The 15848-nt window shown below is 70.8% G+C and carries 17 protein-coding genes; 12 read left to right on the forward strand and 5 right to left on the reverse strand.

Annotated elements, in window-relative coordinates:
• The first annotated feature begins 58 nt into the window (after positions 1 to 58).
• From Q0581_RS12480 to Q0581_RS12505, 6 genes are all read left to right on the forward strand, one after another.
• Positions 59 to 1021, forward strand: coding sequence for a GDP-mannose 4,6-dehydratase (locus tag Q0581_RS12480; protein WP_298700735.1), 963 nt, complete (start codon positions 59 to 61; stop codon positions 1019 to 1021).
• The gene (locus Q0581_RS12485; protein WP_298700737.1) at positions 1018 to 2073 is read left to right on the forward strand and encodes a nucleotidyltransferase family protein; all 1056 of its coding nucleotides are present in this window, start codon (positions 1018 to 1020) and stop codon (positions 2071 to 2073) included. Before Q0581_RS12480 ends, Q0581_RS12485 begins: the two co-directional genes overlap by 4 nt.
• A 147-nt stretch (positions 2074 to 2220) precedes the next feature.
• Positions 2221 to 3012, forward strand: a complete 792-nt coding sequence (locus Q0581_RS12490; protein WP_298700739.1) for an ABC transporter permease — start codon at positions 2221 to 2223, stop codon at positions 3010 to 3012.
• A 54-nt stretch (positions 3013 to 3066) separates the two neighbouring features.
• Complete coding sequence (locus Q0581_RS12495; protein ID WP_298700740.1) at positions 3067 to 4230, forward strand: chain-length determining protein; 1164 nt, start codon at positions 3067 to 3069, stop codon at positions 4228 to 4230.
• Positions 4230 to 4907 carry an ABC transporter ATP-binding protein gene (locus tag Q0581_RS12500; protein ID WP_298700742.1) on the forward strand — a complete coding sequence of 226 codons (678 nt, stop codon included), beginning with the start codon at positions 4230 to 4232 and terminating at the stop codon, positions 4905 to 4907. The genes Q0581_RS12495 and Q0581_RS12500 overlap by 1 nt, the downstream gene beginning before the upstream one ends.
• Positions 4904 to 5788, forward strand: coding sequence for a hypothetical protein (locus Q0581_RS12505; RefSeq protein ID WP_298700744.1), 885 nt, complete (start codon positions 4904 to 4906; stop codon positions 5786 to 5788). The genes Q0581_RS12500 and Q0581_RS12505 overlap by 4 nt, the downstream gene beginning before the upstream one ends.
• On the opposite strand, the gene rfbB is transcribed toward Q0581_RS12505, so the two are convergent.
• The 3 genes from rfbB to Q0581_RS12520 are packed head-to-tail and all read right to left on the reverse strand — an operon-like array spanning position 5785 to position 8460.
• The gene (gene rfbB, locus Q0581_RS12510) at positions 5785 to 6843 is read right to left on the reverse strand and encodes a dTDP-glucose 4,6-dehydratase (protein WP_298700746.1); all 1059 of its coding nucleotides are present in this window, start codon (positions 6841 to 6843) and stop codon (positions 5785 to 5787) included. The two genes, Q0581_RS12505 and rfbB, sit on opposite strands and share 4 nt — an antisense overlap.
• The gene (gene rfbC / locus Q0581_RS12515) at positions 6840 to 7409 is read right to left on the reverse strand and encodes a dTDP-4-dehydrorhamnose 3,5-epimerase (protein ID WP_298700748.1); all 570 of its coding nucleotides are present in this window, start codon (positions 7407 to 7409) and stop codon (positions 6840 to 6842) included. Before rfbC ends, rfbB begins: the two co-directional genes overlap by 4 nt.
• A gap of 25 nt (positions 7410 to 7434) precedes the next feature.
• On the reverse strand, positions 7435 to 8460 hold the full coding sequence (locus Q0581_RS12520) for a cell wall hydrolase (RefSeq protein WP_298700750.1): 1026 nt from the start codon (positions 8458 to 8460) through the stop codon (positions 7435 to 7437).
• 111 nt (positions 8461 to 8571) lie between these two features.
• Here Q0581_RS12520 and Q0581_RS12525 point away from each other — a divergent pair, with 111 nt between their 5' ends.
• Genes Q0581_RS12525 through Q0581_RS12535 form a run of 3 tightly spaced genes read left to right on the forward strand, consistent with a single transcriptional unit; the run spans position 8572 to position 11270 of the window.
• On the forward strand, positions 8572 to 9195 hold the full coding sequence (locus tag Q0581_RS12525; RefSeq protein ID WP_298700753.1) for a prepilin-type N-terminal cleavage/methylation domain-containing protein: 624 nt from the start codon (positions 8572 to 8574) through the stop codon (positions 9193 to 9195).
• Positions 9182 to 10228: a type II secretion system protein GspK gene (locus Q0581_RS12530; RefSeq protein WP_298700755.1), complete on the forward strand. Its 1047-nt coding sequence runs from the start codon at positions 9182 to 9184 to the stop codon at positions 10226 to 10228. Before Q0581_RS12525 ends, Q0581_RS12530 begins: the two co-directional genes overlap by 14 nt.
• Entirely contained in the window at positions 10197 to 11270 is a 1074-nt protein-coding gene (locus Q0581_RS12535) for a hypothetical protein (RefSeq protein ID WP_298700757.1), read from the forward strand. Before Q0581_RS12530 ends, Q0581_RS12535 begins: the two co-directional genes overlap by 32 nt.
• On the opposite strand, the gene Q0581_RS12540 is transcribed toward Q0581_RS12535, so the two are convergent.
• Both Q0581_RS12540 and gspG read right to left on the reverse strand, forming a co-directional pair.
• The gene (locus Q0581_RS12540; RefSeq protein ID WP_298700758.1) at positions 11218 to 11694 is read right to left on the reverse strand and encodes a type II secretion system protein; all 477 of its coding nucleotides are present in this window, start codon (positions 11692 to 11694) and stop codon (positions 11218 to 11220) included. The two genes, Q0581_RS12535 and Q0581_RS12540, sit on opposite strands and share 53 nt — an antisense overlap.
• Positions 11669 to 12106: a type II secretion system major pseudopilin GspG gene (gene gspG, locus Q0581_RS12545; RefSeq protein WP_298700908.1), complete on the reverse strand. Its 438-nt coding sequence runs from the start codon at positions 12104 to 12106 to the stop codon at positions 11669 to 11671. Before gspG ends, Q0581_RS12540 begins: the two co-directional genes overlap by 26 nt.
• Before the next feature lie 176 nt (positions 12107 to 12282).
• Here gspG and Q0581_RS12550 point away from each other — a divergent pair, with 176 nt between their 5' ends.
• From Q0581_RS12550 to Q0581_RS12560, 3 genes are read left to right on the forward strand one after another with little or no spacing between them, the layout of a single operon-like run.
• Positions 12283 to 12963, forward strand: coding sequence for a hypothetical protein (locus Q0581_RS12550; RefSeq protein WP_298700759.1), 681 nt, complete (start codon positions 12283 to 12285; stop codon positions 12961 to 12963).
• Positions 12960 to 13442, forward strand: a complete 483-nt coding sequence (locus tag Q0581_RS12555) for a hypothetical protein (protein ID WP_298700760.1) — start codon at positions 12960 to 12962, stop codon at positions 13440 to 13442. The genes Q0581_RS12550 and Q0581_RS12555 overlap by 4 nt, the downstream gene beginning before the upstream one ends.
• A 16-nt stretch (positions 13443 to 13458) precedes the next feature.
• Positions 13459 to 15846, forward strand: a complete 2388-nt coding sequence (locus Q0581_RS12560) for a secretin N-terminal domain-containing protein (RefSeq protein WP_298700761.1) — start codon at positions 13459 to 13461, stop codon at positions 15844 to 15846.
• Positions 15847 to 15848: the final 2 nt, after the last annotated feature.

The following is a 15848-nucleotide window of genomic DNA, read 5'->3' on the forward strand; positions in this document are numbered from 1 at the left end:
AGAATCAGGGGACGGCCCGCAGATGGCAAGGAACGGCGCGGAGCTGAGGGGGCGCAAGGTGCTGGTCACCGGCGCCGGCGGCTTCATCGGCAGCCGGGTCTGCGAACGCCTGATTGAGGCCGGGGCCGATGTGCGGGCCCTGGTGCGCTACACCTCCGACGGCGAGGCGGGCTGGCTGGACCGGTCGCCGATCCGGGCCGAGATCGAGGTGGCGCGCGGCGACCTGGCCGACCGCGACAGCGTGGCCGACGCCATGAAGGGGCGCCAGATCGTGCTGCACCTGGGGGCGCTGATCGCCATCCCCTATTCCTATCTGGCGCCCGAAAGCTATGTGCGGACCAACATCCTGGGCACGCTGAACGTGCTGCAATGCGCGCGCGAACAGGGGATCGACCGCCTGGTCCACACCTCGACCAGCGAGGTTTACGGCAGCGCCCAGACCGTTCCGATGACCGAGGATCACCCCCTGGTGGGCCAGTCGCCCTATTCGGCGTCCAAGATCGCGGCGGACAAGCTGGCCGAAAGCTATCACCGGTCGTTCGGCACGCCCGTGGTGACCCTGCGTCCCTTCAACACCTTCGGCCCCCGCCAGAGCGCGCGGGCGGTGATCCCGGCCCTGGCGGTGCAGGCCCTGGCCGGTCAGGTGGTGCGGATGGGCGACCCGCGGCCGACGCGGGACTTCGTCTTCGTGGACGACACGGCCGACGCCTTCGTGCGGGCGGCGACGGCGCCGGGGATCGAGGGAATGACCCTGCATTTCGGCGGCGGCCGCGAGATCGCGGTCGGCGACCTGCCGCGCATGATCGGCGAGGCGGCGGGGATCGACGTCACGGTCGAGCATGACCCCCAGCGCATGCGCCCGGCCGCCAGCGAGGTGGAGCGGCTGATCGCCGACGCGTCGAGGGCGCGCGATCTGCTGGGCTGGACCCCGCGCGTCTCGGTCGAGGCGGGGCTGGCCCAGGTGGTCGACTTCATCCGCGAGAACCCGCACCTGTACCGCCCCCGGGAATACGCCGTGTGACCCGGCCGGGCGACATCGCCGGCAATCTGGTCGGACCCGAAACGCCGTTGCTGGAGGCCATCGGGCGGATGGATGCGGCGCGGCGCAAGATCCTACTGGTGGTCGATGCGGATCGGCGGCTGCTGGGCGCGGTGACCGATGGCGACATCCGCCGCGGCCTGATGCGGCGCCTGGCCATGGAGGCGCCGGTCCGCGAGGTGATGAACCCCGATCCGGTGTCGCTGAAGACCGGGGCGTCCGACCGCACGGCGCTGCGGCGGCTGCAGGAACGGGGCGTGACCCTGGCGCCGGTCGTGGACGCCAAGGGGCGGGTGACGGGGCTGTATCCCGACGCCATCGCCCCGGCCCAGGCGCGCGACAATCTGGTGGTCATCATGGCCGGCGGGCGCGGGGCGCGGCTGGCCCCCCTGACCCAGACCTGTCCCAAGCCGATGCTGAAGGTGGCCGGGCGGCCGCTGCTGCAGACCATCATCGAACGGTTGCAGGCCCAGGGGTTCGGGCGGTTCCGCCTGGCCGTCAACTATCTGGCCGAGATGATCGAGGACCATTTCGGCGACGGATCGGCCATGGGCGCCGAGATCCGTTACCTGCGCGAGGATCATCCGCGCGGCACGGCCGGGGCGCTGTCGCTGCTGGACGAGCCGGTCGATGGGCCGATGCTGGTGATGAATGGCGACGTGCTGACCCGCGTCGGGTTTGGCGATCTGATCGACTTCCATACCGACCTTCAGGCCCAGGCCAGCCTGTGCGTGCGCGAGCATTCGTTCCAGTCACCGCACGGAGTGGCCGAGACGGACGGGCCGCGCCTGGTCTCCTTGCGCGAAAAGCCCACCTTCCGCTGGCAGGCCAATGCCGGGATCTATTGCCTGGACCCCGGCGTGCTGGGGCGGATACCGGCCGAGGGGGTCTATGACATGCCCGATCTTCTGGGCGCCCTGGCGGCCGAGGGGCGCACGGTCGGGGCCTTTCCCATCCACGAATACTGGCTGGACATCGGGCGGCCGCCGGACTTCGAGACGGCCCAGGCGGATTTCCGCGCCCTGTTCGACTGACCCAGCCGCCGTCAGGCCGCTTGCAACTGTGCGGCGGGCGGCTATGGTCGCGCCGACGGCCGGTCCTGGCTGCCGGGGTCCGTCGCGGCCCCCTGACGGGCCGGGCCGGTTTGTCTTCACGCCGTGCTGGGGCGCCGGTCCAACCCTATGAACGCCATCCGATCCAGCGCCTCCTATTTCGCCCGCCAGCTGCGGGTGATCGGCGCCCTGATGATGCGCGAGCTGACCACGCGCTTCGGGCGCGAGGGTCTGGGCTTCGCCTGGCTGGTGGGCGAGCCGCTGATCTTCTGTTTCGGCGTCATCATCCTGTGGAGCTTCTCCAAGCCCGCCTATGAGCACGGGGTGCGCATCGCGCCGTTCGTGATGACCGGCTACATGGCCCTGCTGCTGCTGCGCCACCAGATCGGGCTGAGCCAGGGCGCGCTTCAGGCCAATGTCGGCCTGTTGCACCACAAGCAGATCGCCATCCTGCACCTGTATCTGGCGCGCAATCTGCTGGAGGTGGCGGGCACCACGGTGGCCTTCATGGTCGTCTATGCGGCGCTGATCGCCCTGGGCCAGGTCGGCCTGCCGCACGATCCGCTGCTGCTGTATTCCGGCTGGTTCATCCTGGCGTGGATGGGGATGGGGTTCGCCCTGATCATGGCCGGCCTGGCCATGCGGTTCGAGTTCATGGAACGGGTGGTGGGGCTGCTGTCCTATCTGCTGATCCCGATCTCGGGCGCCTTCTTCATGGTCAGCTGGCTGCCACCGGCCTATCGCGAGACCTTCCTGCTGGTGCCCTTCCCCCACGCCATCGAGATGATCCGCGCCGGGGTGTTCGGCGAGTTCACCGCCACCTATTACGACCCCCCTTACGCTCTGGTCTGGGCCGCGATATTCAACATTGTCGGCATGGCCCTGATTTATGGCGCGCGGGACCGCATCAATGTGGAATAAGCCTGTTCGCTCTCATCCCTTCGCGCCGGCCCCCGCGCTGACGACGGAACCGAAATGACCGATTCAAAGCTGAAATACCTGGGGCCGATTCCGAAGGCGCTGACGTTCGACCGGCCGCGCCAGGGCTGGGCCTCGCGCCTGCCGCTGGCCTTCCTGATCGTGGTCGCCCTGCCGACCCTGATCGCCATGGTCTATTTCCTGCTGATCGCCAGCCCGCGCTATGTGTCCGAGGCCCGGTTCATCGTGCGCGCCCAGAACAGCAGCCAGCCGTCCGGCGTGGGGCTGGCGCTGCAGGGGTTCGGCCTACCGGTCAGCCAGACCGACGCCTTCGCCGTGCATGAATATATTCGCTCGCGCAACGCGGTCACCGACCTGCGCGGCCGGTTCGATCTGAACACGGTGCTGGGGCCCCAAGGCGCCGACATCCTGTCGCGCTATCCGCGCATGGGCGAAAAGCGCACGATCGAGGGGACGCAGAAGGCCCTGCGCCGCTTCGTCACCGTGGGCTATGACGCCACCACCGGCATCTCCACCCTGCGGGTCGAGGCCTATCGCCCCGCCGACGCCAAGGCGATGGCCGACACCCTGCTGGCCGGGGGCGAGCGGCTGATCAACGGCATGAACGACCGGTCGGCCGCCGACACGGTGCGCGAGGCCAGCCGCGCCCGCGACGAGGCCCAGGCCCGCCTGTCCCAGGCCCAGCAGCAGCTGACCGCCTTCCGCAACCGCGAACGCATCATCGACCCCGCGCGCCAGGCTAACGAGGGCCTCCAGATGATCAGCGAGCTGATGACCACGGTCGCCCGCCTGCGGGCCGAGCGGGCGCAGTTGGCGTCCGAGGCGCCCAACAGCCCGCAGTTGCCGCTGCTGGACGCGCGCATCAACGCCTTCCAGCGCCAGATCAACATCGAGCGCGCCAATATGGCCGGCGCCCAAGGGTCGCTGGCGCCGATGATCAGCACCTATGAGGATCTGGTCCTGAACCGCGAGTTCGCCGACAAGCAGCTGGCTGCCGCCACCGCCGCCCTGACCAGCGCCGAGCAGGAGGCCCGCCGCCAGAAGCTGTATCTGGAGCGGATCGTCCAGCCGACCCTGGCCGAACAACCGCTGGAGCCGAAGCGCTGGCTGGCGATCCTGACGATCTTCGCCACCTGCCTGCTGATCTATGGCGTCGGCTGGCTGATGTGGGCCGGCATGCGCGAGCACAGGCAGCATTGATGGAGCCGGCGGCCGACGACACCCCGGGGCTGCGCGTCGAGAATCTGGGCCTGACCTTTCACGGGGTCAGCCGCCCCCTGTTCTCGGGCCTGAGCTTCGATCTGGCGAAGAGCGGACGGCTGGCGGTGCTGGGCCGCAACGGCCAGGGCAAGTCGACCCTGATCAAGATGCTGGGCGGCGTTCTGCCGGCGACCCAGGGCACGGTCGACTGGCGCATGACGGCGTCGTGGCCCATCGGCTTCGGCGGCGGGTTTCAGGGCAGTCTGTCGGGCCTGGACAATGTGCGGTTCCTGGCGCGGCTGTACCGCAAGAATTTCGACAATGTCCTGGCGCGGGTCGATGACTTCGCCGAACTGGGACCGGCGCTGAAATTGCCGGTGAAGCACTATTCGTCGGGCATGCGCGCGCGGCTGGCCTTCGGCCTGTCGCTGGCTATCGAGTTCGACTGCTATCTGATCGACGAACTGGTGGCGGTGGGCGACGCCCGCTTCCAGCAGAAATGCCAGCAGGAGCTGTTCGGCGCCCGCGCGGGCCGGGCCTTCATCATGGCCTCGCACGACACCCATCTGATCGCCAGCTATTGCGAGCGCGCCCTGATCATCGAAAGCGGCAAGGCCAAGCTGTTCGATGACATCCACGAGGCGGTCGACGTCTACACCTGGCTGCGCGCCGCATGAGCGAACGGCCGCTGCATATCCTGTTCGCGCCGTCCCTGCGCGAGGGGCCGTGGCGTCAGGCGATCACGGCGGCGGCCCAGGCCAAGGGCCTGAGCGTCGGCGTGTGGGGCGGCGAACCGGCCGATGTGGTCCTGGTCGACCACCTGGAGCCGGATCAGCTGGACGGCCTGACGCCGTCCGAATGGGTGGTGCTGGGCGATGCGCCCGAGGCGGGGCTGACCGCCTATGGCGACGCCTATCAGGAGTTTCCGCCCGCCGCCCACGCCTGGATGGCCGCCAGCAAGCGGCTGGCCATGGCCGCCACCCTGGTGGAGCGCGGCGCGCCGGTGCTGGGCATGCCGGCCATGGCGCTGGGCCTGCCGCGCCTGGGTCTGGTCAGCCAGACCATCACCGGCATCCCCGAGGACAACGCCGGCCCGACCGCGCCGGTCCTGGCCATGTACCAGCGCCTGCCGCCGTTGATGGGCGCGCGCGCGGCCTGGTCGGCCGACCGCTTCAACTATCCGCTGCGGGACGATCCGCTGGGCGGGACGCCGCGGATGGACCTGACGGGCCGGGCGCGGACGCTGATGTTCGGTCCCTATGTCTGGCTGCCGCCCGGCGCCTGGCGCGCGACGCTGAAGATCATGGTCGATCCCGAAGGCGGCGAGGTTCCGCTGTGGTTCGACTGGGGCTGTGGCGAAGACGTGGCCACGGTGCGCGAGATGATCGACCAGGCGGGCTTCTACAGCCTGACGCTGGATCACGTCTGGACCCGCCCCGGCGCGGCCCAATTGCGTATCGTCCTGAGCCAGGCGGTGTTCCAGGGGCGGATGGAGGTGCTGGACTGCCAGATCGAGCGGATCGAACCGCCCGCGCCGGCCGGGGCGGACAGCCTCTAAACCGACAGGCCCTGGCGCCGGGTCGCCTGGCCGTTCGCCAGGATCGGCTCCCACCAGGCTTCATGGTCCAGATACCAGCGCACGGTTTGGGCCAGGCCCTCCTCGAACCCCATGCGCGGCGACCAGCCCAGTTCGTCACGGATGCGCGCGGGGTCGATGGCGTAGCGGCGGTCATGGCCCGGCCGGTCGGCGACATGCGTCATGGCCTGGGCGTGCGGCCGCCCGTCCGCGCGCGGCGCCATGGCGTCCAGGGCGGCGCAGACGCCCTGGACCACCTGCAGATTGGTGCGTTCGGCCTCGCCGCCCACGGCGTAGGTACGGCCGACCTGGCCCGTCTCCAGCACCCGGATCAGGGCCTGGGCGTGATCGTCGACATGCAGCCAGTCGCGCACCTGCCGACCGTCGCCATAGATGGGCAGCGGCTGGCCCAACAGCGCCCGCAGCACCGTCAGAGGGATCAGCTTCTCCGGGTGCTGGCGCGGGCCGTAGTTGTTGGAGCAGTTGGTGACCAGCACCGGCAGCCCATAGGTGTGCCCCCAGGCCCGCACCAGATGGTCCGACGCCGCCTTGGACGCCGCATAGGGCGAGCGCGGATCATAGGCCGTGGCCTCGTCGAACCGCCCCTGATCCCCCAGGGCGCCGAACACCTCGTCGGTCGATACATGCAGGAAGCGGAAGGCGTCGGCCGCCGCCGCATCCAGCGTCTGCACATGGGTGCGCGCGGCCTGAAGCAGGACCAGCGTCCCCACCACATTGGTGTCGATGAAGGCGGCCGGGCCGTCGATGGACCGGTCCACATGACTTTCCGCCGCCAGATTCATGATCGCCGCCGGACGATGCGTCTGAAAGGTCCGCGCCACGGCCTCGGCGTCGGCGATGTCCCCCTGGATGAAGACATAGCCGGGCCGCCCTTCACAGTCGGCCAGGGACGACCGATGGCCGGCATAGGTCAGCTTGTCATAGGCGACGACGCCCCGGCCCGCGTCCAGCAGCGCCCGCGTCAGGGCCGAGCCGATAAACCCGGCCGCGCCGGTGACCAGGACCGGGCCGCTCATTCCACCACCCTCAAGGCCATGGGGACGCCATCATAGGCGAAGGGCGCATCCGCATCGGCCAGCCGGGGCCAGGTCTTATCGCGATCGGACAGCACCGGCGGCCCCGCGTCGGGCCAGTCGACACCCAGCGCCGGATCATCCCAGGCCAGGCCGCCCTCGGCGACGGGCGCATAGGGGGCCGAAACGCGATAGGCCACCCGCGTCTCGGGCTTCTGGGTCATGAAGCCGTGGGCGAAGCCGACCGGGACATACAGCTGGTCCCCCGCCTCGGCGTCCAGGGTCACGGTCAGGGCGCGGCCGAAGGTCGGCGATCCGGCCCGCAGGTCCACCACCACGTCGAAGACGGCGCCGGTGATGCAGCGCACCAGCTTGGCCTGGGCGTGGGGCGACCGCTGGAAATGCAGGCCGCGCACCGTGCCGGGCGCATGCGACAGGGACAGATTGTCCTGAACAAAGCCGTGGTCCAGCCCCAGGGCCGCCAGCCGGTCGGCCGACCAGCTTTCCTCGAACCAGCCGCGGGCGTCGGCGAAACGGCGCGCGCGGATCAGGGTGACGCCCCAGCTCATGTCCCGCGATCCACCCCGTGAAGGCTCAGGCGCCGGTCTCGGCCGGGGCCGCCGCCGGTTGCTCGGCCGTCGTCTGGCCGGTCAGCAGGGCATAGGCGCGGTCCAGCGCCTCGTTGCGCACGAAGATGATGCCGCCCGGCTGACGCGCCGGGGCCGCTTCGCCCGCGCCGGGGTTGGTCCCGTTCAGCGGCGCGCCATAGAAGATGTGCGCCCCGATCTGGCGCACCTGTTGCAGCCGCTGGCCCCAGGACGGGCGGACATAGTTGGCGTGATAGTTGACCGAGGACTTGGGCAGCTGGGCGCTGCTGCGGCCCTCCTGCACTTCGCGCGCGATGCGTTCGGCGCGGCGCCAGGCGGTCATGTTCACCTGGCCGCGCCCGATCGAGCCGTCGCAGGTGAAGGTGAACTGGCAGGTGCGGCTGTTGCGCTGATAGACCACGGCGCAGATCGAGCGCGGATAGGCGCCATGACGCGAGCGGTTGATGACCACCTCGGCCACCGCCGCCTGGCCCGCCTCGCTCTCGTTGCGGGCCTCGTAATAGATGGCCTGAGTCAGGCATTCGATGTCGTTCTCGGGAATGCGCGGCGCCGTGGTCAGGTCCAGGCGCGGCGCGACATAGCGGCCGTTGCGGTTGGCGCTGGCCCGGGCGAATGGATTGGGCGCGGGCGGAGCGATGGTTCCGACGGGCTCTTCGCGCGACAGGACCGGCGCATCCGTCGTCGTCGCGGCGCGCAGCCGGGCGCGGGCCGGTTCGCGTGCGGGGTCTCGCTTCGTCGTGCGGGCGGCCGCGCGGACCGGATGGCGCGCCGGATCGGTTAGGCGGGCGCCGTTCCCATCGGTCAGCATCTGTTGCAACCGGGCATTCAGCCGGGCGCGCCGGTCCGCGTCGGTTTCGGGCGCGACGGCGGGCAGGACGTCCCGGACCACAGGGCGCGCGGCCGGGCGCACGCGCTCGGACTGGGCCGCCCCGGCCAGGCCGGCGACGCCCAGCAGGCAGGCCGCGCCCGCCACAACTATGGTTCGATGCGAAGCCTGCAAGGCGTGGCGCACTCCCGATCAGGCTCCTGAAATACCAGTCCCCGCCCTCATCGCCAAGCGGAGCCGCCGGGCGGTCGACACGGGGCCTTTGTTCCGCCGCGCGGGCGGGGCTACAACCGGCGCATGACCCGTCCGCCCCGCGCCGGATTCTCGCTGATCGAAGCCCTGGTCGTGCTGGCTGTGGGGGGACTGGCGCTGACCGTCATCTTCTCGATCGGCATGCGGGCGGGCGACGCCGGATTTCGGCTGGGGCGCGGAGCCATGGCGGCGGCGGATCGCGATGTGGCCCTGGGCGACATCCGCGCCACGGTGCGCAGCATCGCCCTGCGCCCCACATCGGCCTTCCTGCCCCAGATCGACCGCCCCATGGACGGCCAGGCCCAGCGGATGGAGGTCGAGGTGGTGATGGAGCGGGCCACCCAGTGCGCGCCCCAGGGCTGGAGCGGCCGCCTGGTGCTGGAGATCGCCGACCAGGACGGCGAGCGGGTGCTGACCTGTCGCGCCGGGAACCGCCCCGTCACGCGGCTGATGACCCTGACGCAGGGGCAGACCGGCTTTTCCTATTCCACCGACGGCCAGGTGTGGACGCCCGCCTACGCCAATACGCCGGCGCCGCGCGGCGATGGCCCCGTGCCGCCGCTGAACCTGTGGGTGCGCCTGGCCGGGCCGGGCGTGGACATCGTCGAAATGGCGTCGTCGGGCCGGGCCGAAATCTGGTATCGAGTGGGCGCCGATGGCGCGCTTTGAGCCGTCCCGCCCCGGGTTCGCCCTGCCCGCCGTTCTGGCGGTGACGGGGATGGTGACGCTGGTCTTCCTGGTCGCCATCACCGCCCTGGCCAGCCTGCAGGCCGAGGCGCGGTCCGCGCGCGAGCGGGTGCGTTTCCTGCAGCGCGCCATGACCGCCGAGGCTTCCTTGGCCTATATGATGGCGACCGAGCCGTTCCGCGCCAGCGTCATCCTGGCCGGGGCGCCGCGCAACATGGACGACACCTTCGGGTTGAACCTGGCGACACCGGTGGAGTCCGGCGTGCCGGTCAGCGAAATCCGGCTGGACGGGCGGCCCTATCTGATGGACCAGGACGGGCCGATGGTCGTCCGGCTTCAGGACGCCGCCGGTCTGGTGAACCTGGCCCGCACCACGCCGGATGTGCACCAGCGGCTGGCGACGCTGGCGGGACTGCCCCTGTCCACGGCCCAGGCCGCCTACGCCCGATATGTCGACTATGTCGATCCCGACGACCTGCGCACCCTGAACGGGGCCGAGCGGCGCGACTATGGCGCGGCGGGCGGGCCGCCCGACCGGCACATGCTGCGGCCGTCGGAATGGCTGTCTCTGCTGGGCGTGCGCGACGGGGTCGATCCGCGCAAATGGAACGACGTGCGGCACGCCTTCATCGTCGAGCCGGAGATGATCACCTACAACGTCAACACCGCCCCTGCGATCGCGCTTCAGGCCGTGTTCGACATCAGCGCGGGCCAGGCCGAGAGCGCGATCCGGCGGCGCGAGGTCACTCCCTTCGCCAGCCTGGAGGAATTTCTTCAGACCGTCGGGTCCACCTTCGTATCCGACCCGATGCGCCTGTACACCTATCCGGGCGGGCGGGTGATCTATGAGATTCGCGACGGACGCTCGGCCTGGACCTACCGGGGCATGATCGTCCTGACCCCCGGCGGGGTTGTGCAACCGCTGTGGATCACGCAGACCGAACTGATGGAAGCGCCCCGACGGGCCGCGGCGGACACCACGAATGCGACTCGATTTCCTTACACCCCGTATTGACCGGCTGAGCGCCGATGGCGGGCTGGAGGCCGTTTACGCCGGCGCGCCCCTGGGGCGGCTGTTCCGCCGTCCGGTGGTTCTGCTTGCGCGCGAACTATGCGCCTTCGGCCTGTTCGAGACGGCCAATCTGCCGCGCGGGCGCCGGCGCCAGGCGGCGCGGCTGCATGCGCGCACGGCCTCGCCCTATGTCGCGGGCGGCGCGGCCCTGGTGAAGTCGGGCGAGGATTTCGGCGTCTGGTGGTGGGATCTGGCGCGCGTCGCGCCGATGATCGCCGGGCGCGGCCAGGTCTCGCTGCGGCCCGAAACCCTGGCCCAGCCGGTCGGGCGGGACTGGCGCATCGTCAAGCTGGCGCGCGGTTATGAGGCCCAGCATTGGCGCGACGGGGGCCTGCGCGCCTCGGCCTGGCGGGCCGCGCGCTATGACGACGCCGCCTGGACCGCCTTCGCCCGCACCCAGCGCGACGCGCGGGTCGAGGCGCCGGCCACGCCGCCGCCGGCCGAGAGCCTGCCGGTGGATCGGGGGGGCGAGGCCTTTTCCCTGGCCCGCGCCGAGATCACGCGCGAGCAGGCGATCGGTCTGGGCCTGGGCGGCCTGGCCCTGGCGTCGGCCAGCCTGTTCGCCTTGATTCTGGGCCAGTCGATCCAGACCGACAACAAGGCCGCCGAGATCGAGGGCGAGATCGCCGAAATCCAGGCCGCCACGCCCCGCCAGGCCGACACCCAGGCGCTGGAAGGCGAACGGCGCCGCCTGGCCTCGTTCCGCGAGATCGAAAACCGCACCAGCCCGCTGAGCGCCGCCGGCGCGGCCATCGGCATATTGGCCATCCACGACCTGACCCCGATCGCGCTGGACGCCCAGGCGGAGACCCTGACCCTGACCCTGCCCTATGAGGCGGTGAAGGTGGCCGGCGATCTGGTGGCCGAGTTCGAGGGCTCGGGCTATTTCCATCAGGTGGAGCCGCGCACCGACGCGGCCGGTCAGCGCCTGATCATCGAGATGCAGGTTCGCGAGGCGGCGCCACCGTTGTCGCCTGACGCATGAAGCGACAGTCGGCGTCGCTGGAGATCAGCGTCATGACCACCCGGTCGCCGTTCAGCAGATTGGCTGTCGTGGGCGAACAAGCCCCGCCCGGCGCGATGTCCAGCGCCGGCGCCAGAGTATAGCGCCACGGTTCGCGCAGGGTGACGGTGCGCACGTCGGCGTCGGCCGCCGTCTGTCCGCCCGCGGCCGGATCGACCAGACGCAGGGCCTGGCCCGTGCGGTTGGCCTCGCGCCGCAGGTCGGACACCTGGCGCTGGAAATCGAAGAAGACGGCGTGGGACGTGGCCTGGTCCATCATCCGGCCGGTCGAGGGCATGACGATGGCCGCGGCCATCGCGAAGATGGCCAGGACCACCAGCACCTCCATCAGGGAGAAGCCGGCGCGCCCGCGGCGTGGATCAGCGCTGCTGTTCCGAGCTGACATCGGCGTTGACGCCTTCGCCGCCCTCCTGGCCGTCGGCGCCGTAGCTGACGACCGAGGCCGCACCGCCGCCGGTCAGGCCGCCGGCCGCACCGGCGTCCGCCGGGGGCATATAGACATAGGGGCGCCCCCAGGGGTCGGACGGCAGGGCGTCCATATAGGGCCCCTGCCAGCCGGGAACGGTGGTCGCGTCGGCCTGGATCAGCAGGTTCAGCCCTTCCTGCTGGGACGGCAGGCGGCCGATGTCGATGCGCATCGTCTCCAGCGCGCCCTTGATGGCCTTGGCCTGGATGCGGGCCGCCGTGGTCTTGGACCGATCCAGCTGGGCGAACAGGCGCGGGCCGACCACGGCCGCGATCAGGGCGATGATGGCCAGGACGACCAGAATTTCCAACAGGCTGAAGCCCTGGCGCAGCGAACGGCGCGCGGCGGGCCCGGAGGAAGGCTTGCGGCGGTTTTGGAGACGGAACGTCAAGGTCTGCCTTGGTAAATCTGTTACGGACGGCTGACGGCTGCTATAGCTCACGGCCGGTTGGCGGTCGAAGAAAAAACGAAACGCGGGCGCGGGGGCGTGCGGCGGGTGGAGACGATTTGAAAGCGGTTCTGGCGGAACTGAGATCGGCATGGTCGACGCGCACGCGCGCCCTGACCGCCCGTTTCCAGCGGACGACCCCGCGCGAGCGACTGCTGCTGGCGGCGCTGGCGCTGGGGGTGCTGGTCTATGCGCCCATTCTGGCCATGGAACGCCGCGCCCAGGCGTCCGACCGCTATATCGACGCGGTGACCGAACGGGCGGCGGCGCGGCTGGCGCTGGATGCGGCGCGGCGGGCCACGGCCGACCCCATCGACCGGGCGATCTACGAAGACATGCGCAGCTGGGGCATCGAGGCGACCAATGTGCCGACCGCCCAGGTTCTGCTGGAGCGGCGGCTGGTCGAGGCCGTGGCGCGGGCCGAGCTGGCCAACAGCCAGATCACCACCGAGACCGAGCTGGAGACCATCGGCGCGACCCAGTGGGTGCGCGGCGAGGTTCAGGCCGACCTGCGCTGGACCCCGACCTTCGCCTTCCTGGACGCCCTGGCCGCCTGGCCAGAGGGGTTCCGCGTCACCAGCTTCCAGTATGAGACCACGCCGCCGCCGCCGGCCAATCCCGGCATCCCACCCGAAATCCTGGCCGAGATGATGGCCGGCCGGCCGCAGGGCCGGGTGCGCATCGGCGTGGCCGCCCCGGTGCGGCTGGCGCCCCCATCGACCGAAGGGGGAGCGTCGTGAGCCGTCTGTTGCCCTTCCTGCTGGCCGTGCCGGTGATCGCCTTCCTGCTGGGCATGGCGTTCCCGGGCCTGCCCGAAGACCCGCCGGCCGTGCGCCGGGGCGGAACCGGCGCCCGCGCCGAAATGCTGCGTCCGGGCGAGACCTCGGCCGCGGCCGTGCGCTTCCTTCGCACCCTGCGGTCCGACCCCCCGCCTCCGCCTCCGCCGCCTCCGCCTCCGCCTCCCCCGCCGCCACCCCCGCCCCCGCCGCCGCCAGACGTGGCGGTGGTGTTCAAAAGCCTGCTGGCCGGCGTCGAACAGGACGCCGCCACCGGAACCTTGCGCGCCCTGGTCCGCCAGTCCGCCTCTTCCATGCCGCAAATCAACCGCATGGCTGTGGGAGACGCCTTTGGGGACGGTTGGCGCATAAGTGAAATTTCAGAGACCGCCGTCACACTGCGCAAGGGCCGGGAGGTCCGCGTAGTCCGCCTGTACGGCTGATTCTCGGGAGAGCCGCATGATCCAGACGACACCCCGCCGCCTGACGACGACCGCGCTTCGCGGCCTGCGCCGGTGCGCGGCCCTGACGCCGCTGATGCTGGCGGCCGGCTGCGCCGCCTTTCCGTACATGTCGGCCACCACGACCCGGCCCGACGCCGAGGCCGTGGCCCGCACCCGCGCTTCCGGGTCAGACGCGCCGATCATCGACGGTCAGATCGGCGGCGACCGCCGCCCGACCGAGATGCTGACCCTGCCCGGCGGCGCGACTGCGCCCCAGGTGACGCGCCAGCCCGCCACCGAGGCCCAGATCGCCGCCCTGCTGCCCGACGAACAGGTGGACGCCGCGCTGGCGCCCCAGTCGATCCCGCAATTCGTGGCCACGGCCTTCGCCGTGATCGGCGCGCCCTACACCATGACGCCCGACGTGGCCCAGCGCACCGAGACCATCGCCGGCGGCACCGGCGGCACAGTGTCGAAGAGGGTGCTGTTCCGCATGACCCAGATGGCGTTGAAGCAGTACGGCATCGACGTCTTCATCGACAACGGCATGGTCACGGTGGGCGAGCCCGCCTCGGCCGCCGCGCCGGGCGCCGCCCAGGTGGTGCGCGGCCGCGCGCCCACCCCCGCCAGCGGCCGGGTGGTCCAGGTCTTCAACGTCCAGACCATCGAAGTCACGGCGATGCAGACCCTGCTGACCGATCTGTTCCCCGGCGCGGGCCAGGTGCGGATCACGCCGGACCCCCTGACCAACACCATGATCATCTCCGGTCCCGGCCGCGAAGTGGCCCAGGTGGTGCGGGTGCTGCGCGAACTGGACCAGCCGCGCTTCGCCGGATCGAACGTCCTGCGGGTCGAGCCGGCCTTCATGGCCGCCGACGCCCTGGCCCAGGCGGTGGAACAGGCGCTGACGGTCGAAGGTTTTGTGGTCTCGCGCATGGCCGCCTCGGGCCGGTCGCTGGTGATCCTGTCCTATCCGGCCGCCAACCAGATCCTGATCTTCGCCAAGGATCCCGAGCTGGCCGAACGGGCCAACTACTGGGTGTCGATGCTGGATCGCCCCGCCAGCCTGGGCGACAAGGCCTCGACCTTCGTCTTCCAGGTGCGCAACACCGACGCCGCCTCTCTGGGCCGGCTGGCCATGGGCCAGTCCGGCGGGTCGTCTTCCCCGCAACCGCCCGTCGGCGTGCCCGGAGCGCCGCCCGCGCAGGCGGCCGAGGCGGCGCGTAACGCCGCGGCCCGCGCGGGCGGGGGCGCCGGTCAGGCCGGAGGCGACGGCGCCTTCCTGGGCGGACGCATCCTGACCGACACGGTCGGCAACCGCATCCTGTTCACCGGCACGGCCAGCGACTACGCCCAGTTGCGCACGCTTCTGACCACCCTGGACGTGCCGGCGCCCCAGGTGGTGATCGAGGTGATGATCGCCGAAGTCACCCTGACCGACGACACGGCCCTGGGCATCAATCTGTGGGGCCGCGAGGTGCGCGGCGACGGCACCTGGACCGGCGGCACCGAGGGGGTCGAGATCGGCGCCGGCGGGGCCACCTTCAACTTCACCGGCCCGGACATTCGCGCGGCCATCAACGCCTCGGCCTCGAACAACCGCGTCAACATCCTGCAGCGGCCGCAGCTGGTCACCCGCAGCGGCGGCACGGCCCGGTTCCAGGTCGGCACCGACGTGCCGATCATCACCTCGCAGCGGGCGACCAATTTTTCGTCGGGCGACGAAGGCACCGATGTGCTGCAAAGCGTCCAGTACCGCCAGACCGGCGTCATCATGGAGGTGACGCCCGTCGTCTATGGCGACCGGGTCGATATCGAGATCAGCCAGGAAATCTCGTCCGCCGGCGCCCCGCCCGCGGGCACCAGCATCGGCAGCCCGACCATCCTGAACCGCAGCCTGACGACCCAGATCGCCATCACCAACGGCTGGACCGGCGTGCTGGGCGGGCTGATCAGCAACGACTACACCAAGAACAATTCCGGCGTGCCCTTCCTGAAGGACGTGCCCATCATCGGTTCGGCCTTCCAGGCCAATACGGTGTCGGGCGTGCGCACCGAGATTCTGGTGCTGATCACGCCGCACATCGTGCGCAACGACGAAGACATGGCCGACCGCGCCGACCGCTATGCGGCCGACATGAACGCGGCCTTCCGCACCGGGGCGGGCTGGTCCTACACCCTGTCGCCGTGGGGCGCGGGGCCGGCGATCCGCGGCGTCGGCGTCGATCTGCCCAGCGCCCAGCGCGCCTCGGAACGGCCGCCGCTGATCCCGCGTCGCACGCCGCGCGAGAACGAGGTGGAGCCGCAGTTGGTCGATCCGGCCGCCGCGCCGCCGACCCTGCCGGTCGAACCCGAGACGCCGGCGCCCACCGTGGTCATGGCCACCCCGCCAGGCCGGCCCTGAGC

Origin of the sequence: uncultured Brevundimonas sp. (assembly GCF_937863155.1) — a bacterium.
GTDB lineage: Bacteria > Pseudomonadota > Alphaproteobacteria > Caulobacterales > Caulobacteraceae > Brevundimonas.